The organism is [Pseudomonas] carboxydohydrogena (assembly GCF_029030725.1).
In the GTDB taxonomy this organism is placed as follows: domain Bacteria; phylum Pseudomonadota; class Alphaproteobacteria; order Rhizobiales; family Xanthobacteraceae; genus Afipia; species Afipia carboxydohydrogena.
The window spans coordinates 949,825-963,839 of record NZ_CP113162.1; the positions used below are offsets into that span (position 1 = coordinate 949,825).

The 14,015-nt window shown below is 62.0% G+C and carries 9 protein-coding genes, 1 tRNA gene and 1 pseudogene; 9 read left to right on the forward strand and 2 right to left on the reverse strand.

From position 1 onward, the window contains the following. Nucleotides 1-73: 73 nt before the first annotated feature. Nucleotides 74-1,681 carry a thiamine pyrophosphate-binding protein gene (locus AFIC_RS04560; protein ID WP_275247972.1) on the forward strand — a complete coding sequence of 536 codons (1,608 nt, stop codon included), beginning with the start codon at nt 74-76 and terminating at the stop codon, nt 1,679-1,681. A gap of 85 nt (nt 1,682-1,766) precedes the next feature. On the opposite strand, the gene AFIC_RS04565 is transcribed toward AFIC_RS04560, so the two are convergent. Together AFIC_RS04565 and AFIC_RS04570 are read right to left on the reverse strand one after the other, a co-directional pair. Beyond that, a complete protein-coding gene (locus AFIC_RS04565) occupies nt 1,767-2,873 on the reverse strand; it encodes a transglutaminase-like domain-containing protein (RefSeq protein WP_275247973.1) in 1,107 nt (368 codons plus the stop codon). A gap of 26 nt (nt 2,874-2,899) precedes the next feature. Then, on the reverse strand, nt 2,900-3,703 hold the full coding sequence (locus AFIC_RS04570; protein ID WP_275247974.1) for a TlpA disulfide reductase family protein: 804 nt from the start codon (nt 3,701-3,703) through the stop codon (nt 2,900-2,902). Between the two features lie 239 nt (nt 3,704-3,942). Here AFIC_RS04570 and fdnG point away from each other — a divergent pair, with 239 nt between their 5' ends. The 8 genes and pseudogenes from fdnG to AFIC_RS04610 all read left to right on the forward strand — a co-directional run bounded on the left by fdnG (nt 3,943) and on the right by AFIC_RS04610 (nt 14,011). Continuing rightward, nucleotides 3,943-7,017, forward strand: a complete 3,075-nt coding sequence (fdnG, locus tag AFIC_RS04575) for a formate dehydrogenase-N subunit alpha (RefSeq protein WP_275247975.1) — start codon at nt 3,943-3,945, stop codon at nt 7,015-7,017. Nucleotides 7,018-7,032: 15 nt separating this feature from the next. Continuing rightward, on the forward strand, nt 7,033-7,971 hold the full coding sequence (fdxH, locus tag AFIC_RS04580) for a formate dehydrogenase subunit beta (RefSeq protein ID WP_275247976.1): 939 nt from the start codon (nt 7,033-7,035) through the stop codon (nt 7,969-7,971). After that, entirely contained in the window at nt 7,968-8,639 is a 672-nt protein-coding gene (locus AFIC_RS04585) for a formate dehydrogenase subunit gamma (RefSeq protein ID WP_275247977.1), read from the forward strand. Before fdxH ends, AFIC_RS04585 begins: the two co-directional genes overlap by 4 nt. Before the next feature lie 144 nt (nt 8,640-8,783). After that, a complete protein-coding gene (gene fdhE, locus AFIC_RS04590; RefSeq protein ID WP_275247978.1) occupies nt 8,784-9,698 on the forward strand; it encodes a formate dehydrogenase accessory protein FdhE in 915 nt (304 codons plus the stop codon). A gap of 10 nt (nt 9,699-9,708) precedes the next feature. Continuing rightward, nucleotides 9,709-11,124, forward strand: coding sequence for an L-seryl-tRNA(Sec) selenium transferase (gene selA / locus AFIC_RS04595; protein WP_275247979.1), 1,416 nt, complete (start codon nt 9,709-9,711; stop codon nt 11,122-11,124). Further along, a complete protein-coding gene (locus AFIC_RS04600; protein ID WP_275247980.1) occupies nt 11,124-11,945 on the forward strand; it encodes a tetratricopeptide repeat protein in 822 nt (273 codons plus the stop codon). The genes selA and AFIC_RS04600 overlap by 1 nt, the downstream gene beginning before the upstream one ends. Then, a pseudogene (gene selB / locus AFIC_RS04605) lies at nt 11,945-13,774 on the forward strand (selenocysteine-specific translation elongation factor); the annotation flags it as partial. The gene AFIC_RS04600 and the pseudogene selB, both read left to right, overlap by 1 nt. Nucleotides 13,775-13,915: 141 nt before the next feature. Next, nucleotides 13,916-14,011: transfer RNA gene (locus AFIC_RS04610), tRNA-Sec, on the forward strand. The last annotated feature ends 4 nt before the right edge of the window (nt 14,012-14,015 follow it).

A 14,015-nucleotide genomic window follows, 5' to 3' on the forward strand; every position in this document is an offset into this window, starting at 1 on the left:
GTACTCCGGACTTTCAACATTCTCGGGATCGGGCTTCGGCCCGTGCAAGAAAAACAAGGAAAGGGACTTTGCGATGCGTGGCGCGGATCTTCTCGCACAGACACTCAAGGCGGCCGGGACCAGCCGGATTTTCTCGCTCTCGGGAAACCAGATCATGCCGGTCTACGATGCCTGCTTTGAACTCGGCATCGAGATCGTCCATACCCGTCACGAAGCCGCCGCCGTGTTCATGGCCGAGGCTCACGCGCAACTGACCGGCGAGGTCGGCGTCGCGCTGGTCACGGCGGGCGGCGGGTTGGCCAACGCGGTCGGTCCGCTGTTCTCTGTCGGCGAGTCCGAGACCCCCGTGCTGCTGTTGAGCGGGGATTCGCCCGTCTCGCAGGATGGGCGCGGCGCGTTTCAGGAAATGAGTCAGTGCGCGGTGACGGCGCCTTTGACCAAGCTTTCGATACGCCCGACAAAACCTTCCGATTTTGGGCATGACACGGCGCGCGCGATCCGCACCGCGCGCTCGGGCCGTCCCGGCCCGGTTCATATCGCGTTGGCGTTCGATGTGCTCGAAGCCGATGCGGGGAAGGCGGCCGTTCCGCCCAAGGCCGCCTTTGAACGAGTGCCGCAATCGCTCGGCGATGATGATGCAAAGCGCATCGCGCAGGCGATCGCCGCCGCGCAGCGCCCGGTGGTGATTTGCGGCCCGGTGATGAACCGCACCCGTACCGGGGATTTGACGGAGCGGCTGGCTGCCGCGCTGGATGCGCCGGTGATCGTGATGGAAAGCCCGCGTGGCCTGAGAGATCCTTCACTCGGCGAAATCGGCAAGGTGCTTGGGCAAGCCGATCTCATCGTCAGCCTCGGCAAGAGAATCGACTTCACACTGTCGTTCGGCGGCACGAATTCGTTCGATCCCAAGACGGACTGGATCGTGGTCGATGCCAGGGCCAGCGAATTCGACCGCGCCTATCTCAATCTCGGCTCCAGACTAAAGACGATTGCCTCTGCCGATCCTGTCGATGCAGCGAAACAATTGATCGGCGTTGGCAAGGCGAGTGGCGCGCAGGATCATGCCAAGTGGCGCGGGCAGGTGACGGAGCGTCTGGCGGTCCGCAATCGAGGCTCCGCTGCGGCGGGCGAGACGATCACATCCGCGCAATTGTGCGAAGCGGTGCAGCGCCAGATCAAGTCGGCGCAGCGTTCGGTAGCGATCTGCGATGGCGGTGAAATCGGGCAGTGGGCGCAGGCGCTCACCGCGGCCGATCATCGCGTCATCAATGGCGTCTCCGGCGTGATCGGCGGCGGGTTGTGTTACGGGCTGGCGGCTTCGCTCGCGAAGCCGGATCATAAAGTCTTCGCCATGATGGGAGACGGGACGGTTGGTTTTCATTTCGCGGAGGTGGAGACCGCCGCGCGTCATGGGGCTGCCTATGTGATCGTCATCGGCAACGATTTGCGCTGGAATGCCGAGCACCAGATTCAATTGCGGGAATACGGAGCCGATCGCCTGATTGGTTGTCAGTTGAGCGGCGCGCGCTACGATCTGGCCACCGCCGCGATGGGTGGGCACGGCGAATATGTGACACGGCTGGATGAACTCGATGAGGCGTTGGCGCGCGCGGCGGCGAGCGGCAAGGTGGCCTGCGTCAACGTCATGATCGATGGTGCGCCGGCGCCCGCCGGGCATTGACCTGATCAAGGAAAGCCAAACCGGCAATGGCGGTGACCCGCCATTGCCGGGATTATTTTGACGCAATGTAAGCCGTCAGGCGCGTCTAGCTCGCTTTCACTTCCTTCACCGTCAACGTGTATCTGAACTTGTCCGGATCGAGGCAGTCGAGCAGGAGCGAGGCCCGCTCTGCCTGCGGATACATCAGGAAGCCGAGCTTGGGATGCGTGCTGCCCGGTAGTGCGACGTCATGCGCGGTATTGTAGGCAACCCAGTTGCCTTCCCATGCGCCGAACAAGGCTTTGCGCGCCGCCACCACCTTGGGATCGTTGATCGGGAGGTCCTTCGGCGGTTCTTCCAGCATCACCTTGCGAACGTCCGCAGGATCGACCGGAACCCATCCGAATCCCGCAAGGAAAACCTCAGCGCGGCAATGCTGGGCCTTGGTCACGTTGGCTGATCCGGCGCCGAGGCTCTTGTAACCGAACTGCGAGGGGATGACGCGGATGCCGTAAACGTCGCGCGCAGGCACGCCGGCGGCACGCGTGAGGCCGACATAGAGCGCGTTGAGATCGGCGCACTTGCCGCCGAGATTGCCGCTCTTGAGCATTGCCGCCACGTCGCCGATGCCGCAGCCGCGCGTCGATGCCACGCGCACCGTGTTCTCGACCACCCATTCGTAGATCGCGCGGGCTTTCTCGAGGTCGGTCTTGGCGTTGGCGGCCGCGATGATCTTGTCGGAGGTCTGCTTGACGATCCCGTCGACGGGAATGAGTTCAGTGCCTTCAAGGTTGAGCTTGCGCTCGGCATCGCTGAGAGATGCGGCGTTGCCGGGCTTACCGAGGTCGATGTCGCGGTCGCGCATCGCAACGCGGCTGACGACCTCGATGGCGGGCGCGCTCTCGCCGTCCTTCCAGATCGCATGGAGCATTTCGGCGCCGTATTTCGCATCGCGAACGCGCGTGACGCTGGCAGCGTTGCCGGTCCATGTCGATTCGCCGGGCCGCATCCACGCGGTCTCGTTCACGGATGGGAGCGGTATCCATGCCTGCATTTTGCCTGCCGGTCTGTCGATCTCGATCCTGGTGACAAGATCGACGCTCCGCCATGCGCCTGGATGCGGTGCGAATACGACCTCTGACCGGGCTGTGCCAGGCAGTATGGTCGCGAACGACAATGCTGCCGTAGCCTTCAGAAATTCTCGCCGTTGCATATTTTCCTCCTCTTTGAATGCTCAGGTTATTTGCGGTCGGTTGTTGCGCGTTGCGGCTGGTCCGCGGTGGGGTAGAGGGTTTCAAGCGTCGTCAAAACATCGTGGCTCGACCAGTCGAGATCGCCTTCGATGAAGAATCTCGGTGTGAGACTGGCGTCGAGCACGAACGTGGTCGGCAGCGCGGTGACGTCCCAGGACTTGCTGACCGCGCGATCGCGGTCGAGCAGGACGGCGAAATCGACAGGACGTTTTTCGAAGAACGCCCGAACGCGAAGATCAACCTCGGCGACATCGATGGCGATGATGGCGAGCGGCTTTCCGCGACTCATCGTGGCAAGCCGTTGCAGCGACGCCATTTCGCTCACGCATGGTTCACACCATGTTGCGAAGAAGTGCACCAGGACGGCTTTCCCTGCGAAGGCGCGCAGATCGCGCGGATTGCCATGCAAGTCGTCCAGTAAAAACGGCGGCTTCTTCGATTCGGACCAATTCCTGAGCGTGGCTGGAGGAGGGGTCTGCGATGTCCCGGAGGGGCCGGCGGCCGCAGATGTGGCAAGGCAGACCAGCGCGTAGACGGCGCCAAGGGATACGGCCAAGAATCTGGTGAGGGACTGGAAGACGAAGGAGCGGCGTATCTTCGGATATATCGCAGACCGACTTGAACATACCGCATACATGCGGAATGCGGCGCCGCGATTCGCGAATATATCGCGTCTGTACAATCCGATTCGAAAGCCCCGACCCGCGGGAGCAATTTGTGTCGCCACGCGATTGTTGTGCGACTCGTCGAGTCTGTCGTCAAGCGTTGTGCTGCGACGAAATGACTTCACGCGAGTTTGTTGTCACTGAGCTCGCCTTAAATGTGCATTTCATCTGAATGGATAAACGAGCAAGCGCAAAGAGATGCCGCGTTGCAACAAGGCATGAAGACAAGAAGGGCACATGACTGACAGGTGAGGTGCGACAAAAACGTAGCTTTGACAGTCACTTGAACTGGGCATAGTTTTTATTTTGACTAACTCTAAAGTCGGCTGTCCCCCGGCGGGGGCCAACTCGGAGGAAACGTTCCATGAACATGGAACTCTCGCGGCGCTCGTTTATGCTCGGGGCCGGCGCGGGTTTGGTCGGAACAAGTCTTGGTGCTCTTGGATTTGGTGAAATCGAAGCGGCTCATGCACTTTCAATCCGGCCTTTCAAACTTGCGCTAACCAAGGAAGTCCGTAGCCAGTGCCCCTACTGCGCTGTTTGTTGCGGCATGATTGTCTTCTCTGCGGAGAGCAAGGAAGAAAAAGGCAAGATGGCTGTCACCCATATCGAAGGTGACGTGGACCATCCTGTGAACCGCGGCACGCTTTGCCCCAAGGGAGCTGGTGCCCTCGACTACGTAAAATCGAAGGTCCGGGTGAAATACCCGATGTACCGCAAGCCCGGCTCGAACAGCTTCGAGCGCGTGAGCTGGGATTTCGCGATGGAGCGCATCGCGAAATTGATGAAGGAAGATCGCGACGCCAACTGGATCGACAAGAACCGCGACGGCGTCACCGTCAACCGGTGGCTGACCACGGCGTTTCTCGCAGGCAGTTCGGTCGCCAACGAAGGCGGATGGGCAACGTTCAAGGTCTCGCGTGGCCTTGGTCTGTTGCAGATCGAGAACCAGGCGAGAATTTGACACGGACCGACGGTGGCCAGTTTGGGCCCCACATTTGGTCGCGGTGCAATGACGAATTCCTGGACGGACATCAAGAACGCTGATCTCGTCTGGATTATGGGTGGTAACGCAGCGGAGGCACATCCCTGCGGATTCAAGTGGGTCACCGAGGCGAAAGCCGAGCGTGGCGCCAAGCTGATGGTGGTCGATCCCCGGTTCAACCGGTCGGCAGCCATGGCGGACCACTATGCGCCGATCCGTTCCGGATCGGACATCACGTTCCTGTCGGGTGTGATCAACTACCTGCTCACCAACGACAAGATTCATAAAGAGTACGTGCGCAACTACACGAACGCCGCGTTCATCGTGCGCGACGATTTCGAGTTCAACGAAGGCCTGTTCTCCGGTTACGACGAGGGCAAGCGTTCGTATGATCGCAGCACGTGGGAATACAAGTTCGGCCCTGACGGCTTCGCGCTTCGCGATATGACGTTGCAGGACCCGCGCTGCGTATTCCAGCTCATGAAGAAGCACTTCGCGCAGTACACGCCGGAGCTGGTGGAACGCGTTTCGGGCACTCCGAAGGACAAGTTCCTGAAGGTGGCCGAGTGGGTCTCCACCACCGCCAATGGCGAACGCGCGATGACGATCATGTACGCGCTCGGATGGACTCAGCACACCCATGGTGCGCAGAACATCCGCTGTGCGGCGATGATCCAGCTTCTGTGCGGCAACATCGGTATCCCCGGCGGCGGCGTGAACGCATTGCGCGGTCACTCCAACGTGCAGGGCATCACCGACGTCGGTACCTTGACGGCGGCCATTCCGGGCTATCTGGCCCTGCCGACCGAGCAGGAGCCGACGCTGGAGTCGCATTTGGGCAAGCGGACGTTCAAGCCGTTGACGCCGAACCAGACCAGCTACTGGCAGAACTATCGCAAGTTCTACGTCAGCTTCCTGAAGTCGCAGTTCGGCGCCAATGCCACCAAGGAGAATGAGTTCGGCTACAACTACCTGCCGAAGCTCGATGGCATCTATGACTGCATCAAGATGTTCGACCTGATGAGCCAGGGCAAGACCACCGGTCTGCTCTGTCAGGGCTTCAACCCCTTGATGGCGATTCCCAACTCGAACAAGAGCCGGGAAGCGTTGTCGAAGCTGAAGTTCCTGGTCAGCATGGATCCGATCGAGACCGACACGGCCCGGTTCTGGGAAAACCACGGCGAGTTCAACAATATCGACCCCGCCAAGGTCCAGACCGAAGTGTTCATGCTCCCGGTGACGTCGTGGGTCGAGGAAGAAGGAAGTGTCACCAACTCCAGCCGCTTGATTCAGTGGCGCTGGCAGGCGGCCGACCCTTACTTCGAGTCCAAGACCGACATCGCCATCATGGCCGACCTGTTCGTGCGTATGCGCAAGCTGTACGAAAAGGAAGGCGGCAAGGGCAAGGACGCGATCCTCGCGGTGGACTGGAGCTACAAGGATCCGCTCCATCCGAGCGTCGACGAATTGCAGACCGACCTCAACGGCAAGGCGCTGGTCGATCTCAAGGATGCGGAAGGCAAGGTGGTTCGCGCCGCCGGCCAGCGTCTCGCGACTTTCGCCGAGATGCGGGACGACGGTTCGACCGACGGCTGCATGTGGATCTACACCGGTTTCTACGGTCCGAGCGGCAACTTCGCCCAGCGTCGCGATAACGCAGACCCCTCGGGGCTCGGCGTCTATCCGAACTGGGGCTTCTCGTGGCCGGCCAACCGCCGCATCCAGTACAACCGTGCTTCGGCCGATCCCGACGGCAAGCCGTGGAGCGAAGCCAAGAAGTACATGTACTGGAACGGCGAACGCTGGACCGGACCGGATGTGCCGGACTATGTGCCGACCATTCCGCCGAGCCGCGCTGTTGGTCCCTTCATCATGAACGCGGAAGGCGTCTCACGTCTCTGGGTTCGTGGTCTGATGGCCGACGGTCCGTTCCCCGTCCACATGGAGCCGTTTGAATCTCCGGTCGGCAACCTGGTGTTCCCGAAACTCAAGGGCAACCCGGTGGCGCGGGCGTTCAAGAACGATCTGGCGGCCCTTGGTACGTCCAAGGACTTCCCGATCGTCGGCACCACCTACCGGCTGACGGAGCATTTCCACTTCTGGACCAAGACCGCGCACGCCAACGCGGTCATGCAGCCGGAATTCTTCGTGGAGATGTCCGAAGAACTCGCCAAGGAAAAAGGGATCAAGCACGGACAGCGCGTCCGGATCTGGTCCAACCGCGGCGAGGTCAAGGGCAAGGCGGTGGTCACCAAGCGCCTCAAGCCGTTCATGATCGACGGCAAGCAGGTGCATCAGGTGGGTCTGCCGCTGAACTTCGGCTTCATCGGCGAAACCAAGAAGGCATCCCCGATCAACAGTCTGACGTCCGCGATCGGCGACGCCAATTCACAGACGCCTGAGTTCAAGGCGTTCCTTGTCAATGTCGAACCCATCTCGGGTCCGGTGGCTTAAAGGGAGGGCAAAGACATGTTTACACCTGTTCCAAACCCGACCACCAATCCGGTCCCCGCGAAGTTCGGCGAGCAAGACCTGATCCGCCGTTCGGCTTCCACCGTCACGCCGCCTGCCAAACGGCAGACGGAGGTGGCGAAGCTGATCGACGTATCGAAGTGCATCGGCTGCAAGGCCTGCCAGGTGGCGTGCCTCGAGTGGAATAACCTCACCGAGGAAGTCGGCATCAACACGGGTGTCTACGACAACCCGCACGATCTGACGGAAAACACCTGGACGTTGATGCGCTACACCGAGTACGAGAATGCCGAAACCGGCAATCTCGAGTGGCTGATCCGCAAGGATGGCTGCATGCATTGCGAGGATCCGGGCTGTCTCAAGGCTTGCCCGGCGCCTGGCGCCATCGTGCAGTACTCCAACGGCATCGTGGATTTCGTCCACGACAAGTGCATCGGCTGCGGCTACTGCATCAAGGGATGTCCGTTCAACATCCCGCGTCTGTCGAAGGCGGACTCGAAGGTCTACAAGTGCACGCTCTGCGTCGATCGCGTCGCGGTCGGGCAGGGACCCGCTTGTCAGAAGGCGTGCCCGACACAGGCGATTGTGTTCGGTACCAAGGACGAGATGAAGCAGTGGGCCGACCACCGCATCAAGGATCTCAAGTCGCGCGGCTTTACCAAGGCCGGCCTCTACGATCCTCCGGGCGTGGGTGGCACGCACGTCATGTACGTGTTGCAGCATCTCGACAAGCCGCAGATCTACGCCAACTTGCCGAACAATCCGTCGATCAGTCCGATCGTTGAGGTCTGGAAGGGCGTGACCAAATACGCCGGTCTCGCCGCCATCGGCGCCTTTGCCGCCATCGGCTTCCTGCATCATGCCATCGCCGGCCCCAACAGGGTGTCGGAGGAGGATGAGAAGAACGCCGAGCGATTGACGGAGGGGCGGCCATGAGCGAGTTGGAAGTCGATACGGGCGACAGTGTCCGCCCCGGTAAACCGGTCATCGTCGATCGCTATACCGTCGGCGCACGCATCAACCACTGGATCACGGCGATCAGCCTCGTGCTGCTCGCCTTGTCCGGGCTCGCGTTGTTCAGTCCGAGCCTGTATTTTCTGACCGGCATGTTCGGCGGCGGTCAGTGGACGCGGGCTCTCCATCCCTGGATCGGCGTTGTGCTGTTCTTCAGCTTCATGGGGCTGTTCTTCCGTTTCTTCCGGCTCAATCTCTGGAAGCGGACAGATAGCGTCTGGCTCACCCGGCTGCGTGATGTATTGGCCGGTGACGAAGGCAAGCTGCCTGAAGTCGGCAAGTACAATGCTGGCCAGAAGATGGTGTTCTGGTCGATGTCGATCCTGATCCTGGTCCTGATCGTATCGGGTCTGGTGAGCTGGGATGAGTACTTCGCGAGCTACTTCAGCATCGAGCAGCGGCGCATTGCCGTTCTGGTGCACTCGGGGGCTGCGATTGCCGCGATCTGCGTCTGGATCGTCCACGTTTACGCGGGCATCTGGGTGCGTGGCACGATCAGCGCCATGACGCGTGGTCAGGTGACGGGTGGCTGGGCCTGGCGGCACCATCGCAAGTGGCTGAAGGATCTGGTCACGACGACAAAGCACTGAGAGTGCAGGCGGCGCCGGCATGATGTGCATGCCGGCGCCGTCAAGGAGTTGAGGTTGTGTTGAAGTGCTCCGCCAGGCGGGATATATACCTCTCGCCACGTCGTGGTGAAACCACGTGACCCGTGAGGTTCGTGAGGATTAATGATGTCCAGCGTCGATTCGACTGCGCCTGATCCATCCGTTGTCAGCAACATTCCGACGCCGCCGTTTGTGCGGCTCCCCGACCCAAAGCAATTGTTTTTGGTTCGCGCGGCGCGTTTTGGCTCGCTCGCCGAAGGCCATGAGCTTGCGCCTTATTTGAGGTTCCTGTCCGGTCTGTGCCGGGCACAGGCCGATATTCAGGAAGGTTTGCCGGAGCCTGACGCAGTTGCGCCCGAAACACTGGAGCGCGCGCGCCAGCACACCATGCCGCCGCTCGACCGGGGCCATTTCACGGCCGATGCCGCCTTTACGGCGACGCTGGACAGGCTGCTTGTTGCAGCGGCCGGCCTCGATATGCCGTCACAGGCCCGTATCGCGCTCGAGAAGGTGACGAAAGCTGATGCCGACGGGCGTGCACGCATGGTCGAGAATGTGCTGGCAGAAGCCATTCCGGTCGAAACGATCGCCGAACATATCTTCCTTGCTGCGGCCCTTCAGGTGCATTTCACCCGTCTCGCCGCGCGGCTCGATGCCAGGAGCCTGCAATCGGTGGGCGACGGTGCGTGCCCGTCCTGCGGCGGCGCGCCGACCGCGACGGTGCTCGTCAATTCGCCGCATACGCCGGGTGCGCGTTATTGCTCCTGTTCGCTTTGCGGAACGCTTTGGAACTACGTTCGTTCCAAATGCACGCTCTGCGGTTCGACCCGCAAAATCCTGTTTCAGGAAATCGAAGGGGCCGGCAACATCAAGGCCGAAACCTGCGATGACTGTCATGGTTATATGAAGGTGCTCAACCAGCAGAAAGACGATCGCCTCGATCCTGTTGCCGACGACGTCGCGACGCTGGGGCTCGATCTGCTGGTGCGCGAGCTGGGCTTCCGTCGCGGTGGCATCAATCCGTTTCTGATCGGCTACTAGGGAGGCCGATATGGATACAGGGATTTCCGCCTCCAGCCGAATTCCGTCCGTTGACGAGATCTTGAAAACGCCGTTGGCGCGGCAGGCGGTTGCCCGCTTTGGGTGGGCGCGTGTCGTGGAAGCGATACGTCAGGCGACCGCTGTCGTGCGGCGCGGAATCGAGGCAGGTGAGGCGCTCGCGCCCGGTGCCGAAGCCATCGCCACCGATGCAGTTTCATGGCTTGAGGCCGATGCCCGCCCGAATGCGCGGCCGGTGTTCAACCTTACCGGCACCGTGCTGCATACCAATCTCGGACGCGCCATTCTTGCCGAAGCGGCGATTGAGGCGGCGACGGTGGCGATGCGCGAAGCGCTGGCGCTGGAATTCGATCTTGCGCAGGGCAAGCGCGGCGAGCGCGACAGCCTTGTTCGCGGCCTGCTGTGCGAGTTGACCGGCGCCGAGGACGCGACGGTTGTGAACAACAATGCCGCCGCCGTGCTGCTTGCGCTCAATACGCTGGCCAAGGGCAAGGAGGCCATCGTTTCGCGCGGCGAGTTGATCGAGATCGGCGGCGCCTTCCGCATGCCGGAGATCATGGCGCGCGCCGGTGCCAAGCTGGTCGAAGTCGGCACTACCAATCGCACGCATGAGAAGGATTATGCGGCAGCGATCGGCTCGAAGACCGGGCTGATCCTCAAGGTGCATACGTCGAACTATCGCATCGAAGGCTTCACCAAATCGGTATCCGGCAAGGCTATCTCGGTATTGGCACATGCGAGTCGCGTGCCGCTTCTGAACGACCTGGGGTCCGGCACGCTGGTCGATCTGGCGCGCTACGGGCTGACGCACGAGCAGACCGTGGCCGAGGCCGTGGCTGAAGGCGCGGATCTCGTGACATTCTCCGGCGACAAGCTGCTCGGCGGCCCGCAGGCGGGGTTCATCGTCGGTAAGCGGGAGCTGATTGCGCGGCTCAACCGCAATCCGCTGAAGCGCGCGCTGCGTATCGACAAGATTCGCCTTGCGGCGATCGAGGCGACGTTACGGCTCTATCGCGATCCGGATCGTCTGGCCGAACGGTTGCCGACATTACGGATGATGGCGCGCCCGCTTGCCGACATCGAAGCGGCGGCGGCGCGCCTCAAGCCTGCTGTCGCGGCGGCAGTGGGTCCAGGCTTCGCGGCTGACGTGATTGCCTGCGCAAGCCAGATCGGTTCGGGATCGTTGCCGACCGAAGTGATTCCGAGTGCGGGGATTGCGCTAAGCGCGACAGCAACGCGCGGGAAAGGTCGCGCGCTGGCGGCGCTGACTGCTGCGCTCCGCATGCTGGACCAGCCGGTCATCGGCCATGTCGAGAATGATGCTCTCGTGCTGGATCTTCGTTGCCTCGAAGATGAGGCGGCGTTCGTGCGTAATCTTGCGACGTTGCATATCGAGGAGCGGCGCTGATGGGCTTGCGCAAATTCTTTGAGGATTTGCGTCAACAGCGCGGAGCGGATGCGCCGGGCGAAGCCGTGGGCGAGGCGCAGGTCGCCGAACGGATGGCGCAGGCCTATGAAGCCGCCGAGGCGAACGATTACGAATCCGCATTGGCGATTTGGGGGCCGTTGGCGCATCAAGGTGTGGCGCGCGCCCAGAACAATATCGGCAAGTGTTTCGGCGATGGGCTTGGCGTCGATCGCGACAGCGCACTCGCCTTGCGGTGGCTGACGCTCTCGGCCGAGGGCGGTGATCCGGTCGGACAGCGCAATCTTGCCGATGTTTACTTCAGGGGTGAGGGCGTCGAGGTCAATGCCGTCCGGGCCGCCGAACTCTACCGGGTCGCCGCGGAAGCAGGCGACGGACCCGCGCAAGACATGCTGTCATGGATGCTGGTCGAGGGTGAGATGATCCCCGGCGACATCTCGGACGCGAAGCGCTGGGCGGAAGCTGCGGCCGCACAGGGCATTGTGCCCGCAATGACGCGGCTCGGCATGATGTATCACAACGCGCTTGGCGTTGAACGTGATGCGGCTGCGGCCGCGCGCTGGTGGGACAAGGCGGCGGCGCTTGGCGACGCCGATGCGCAGGCGATGCTCGGCGCGGCCTATCAACTCGGCGCCGGGGTACCGCGCGACGGCGTCGCGGCGTTGATGTGGTTGCTGCGGGCGCAGGCCGGTGCCAGTGCGCTCGCGGAACCCTTCATTCATCCGACATTCGCGGCATTGTCGGTTGCGGAGATCGAACGCGCCAAAAAGCTTGCGGATCTTCCATTGCCGGAGTCTGCGTGATGATTGTCGGCACCGCAGGGCATATCGATCATGGCAAGACCTCGCTGGTGCGGGCGCTGACGGGCGTCGATACCGATCGCCTGAAAGAAGAGAAGGCGCGCGGCATATCGGTCGATCTCGGTTTTGCCTATCTGGCGATGCCGGGGGGCGGCATTCTTGGTTTTATCGACGTGCCGGGGCACGAACGCTTCGTTCACAACATGCTCGCCGGTGCGACCGGAATCGATTTCGCGCTGCTGGTGATTGCCGCCGATGACGGCGTCATGCCGCAGACCATCGAACATCTGGCGATCATCAATCTGCTCGGCATCCACGCCGGCGCGGTCGCGATTACAAAGTCGGATATGGTGGACGCCGAGCGCCTCGCCGAGGTTCAGGTCGAGATCTCGAATTTGCTGGCGCCAACGGCGCTGCACGATGCGCCGATGTTCGCGGTGTCCAGCGCGACCGGGGCAGGCATCGCGGAATTGCGCGCGCATCTTTTCGCGGCGGCGGCGGCATGGTCCGGCCGCTCGGCGCAGGGACGTTTCCGCCTCGCGGTCGATCGTTCGTTCACATTGTCCGGTGCGGGCACCGTGGTGACGGGAACCGTGCTCTCCGGCGGCGTTGCGGTAGGAGATCAGGTCGTTATCAGTCCGTCGGGGCGGATGGCGCGTGTGCGGGCCATCCATGTGCAGAATCGCACCGCGGAGCACGGGCAGGCAGGGGATCGCTGCGCGCTCAATCTTGCGGGCGATCAGATCAGCAAGGATGCGATCAGTCGCGGCGACGTGGTGCTCGATCCCATGCTGCATGCGCCGGCCAACCGGATCGATACGAAATTGCAGGTACTTTCCTCGGAAACGCGGTCTGTCACCCAATGGATGCCGGTGCGGCTGCATCACGCCGCGGCCGAGATTGGTGCGCGAGTGGTGCTGCTGGGCGACGATCCGGTGCCGCCGGGCGGTGAAGCCTTTGTCCAGCTCGTGATGGATGAGCCGATTGCTGCTGCGGCGGGGGACCGGTTCGTGCTTCGCGACACCACGGCACAACGCACCATCGGCGGCGGCGTGCTCGTGGATTTACGCGCCCCCGCACGCAAGCGGCGTACGCCGGAGCGGATCGCCCAGCTCGAAGCGGGCGCGATTGCCGATGCCGATAAAAGCCTGTGGGCGATGCTCGCGGTTACCGGTTATATCGATTTCACCGCTTTCGTGCGCGACCGCGCGCTGTCGGCAAGCGAACGCGAGGCGATGATCCAGCGCCTCAGCCTGCTACGTCTGCCAACTCCGAAAGCGGAGTATGTGATCGCACCGGCGGCATGGCTTCGCCTGAAGAATGCGATCAACGCCACACTCACGGCTTTTCACGCGGACCATCCGAACCTCCCCGGAATGGGGCTTGAGCGCCTGCGGCTGCAACTCGAGCCGCGACTTGCGACGCCAGTCTTTGTCGCCCTGTTGCAGGGCCTCGCGCGCAACAAGGAGGTGGCGCTCGATGGCGCATGGGTTCGCCTGCCGGGCCATGAGGTGCGGCTGTCTCCGGCCGATGAGGTGGTTTGGGGCAAGGTCGCCCATTATATTGGCGGCGAAGTGCGCTTCCGGCCGCCGCGCGTACGCGATATCGCAGGCTATACGGGCATCTCCGAGCCTGAGGTGAGGCGGGTTTTCAAGCTGATCGGCCGCATGGGCAAGGTCGATGAGGTTGCTCACGATCATTTCTTCCTGCGTGAAACCGTCGCCGAAATTGTTCAGATCATGACGTCCGTAGCCGCCGCGGCGCCAGACGGTTATTTTACTGCGGCACAACTACGCGACCGCCTCGACAATGGCCGCAAGGTTGCGATACAGATTCTCGAATTCTTCGACCGGCACGGCGTCACTATTCGCCATGGTGATTTGCGCCGTGTCAATAAGCACCGGCTTGACCTTTTCGGCAGATCGTCTGATGAATTGTCAGCGTCGGCAAAGGTTGCGAAGATAGAGCTTAACGGAAGAGCATCGTTCCCGGTGGGGCGTCCGGACTTCAAATCCGGGAAGGGCCGCGAGACGGTTCTTGGTGGGTTCGACTCCCATTCTCTTCCGCCAAATC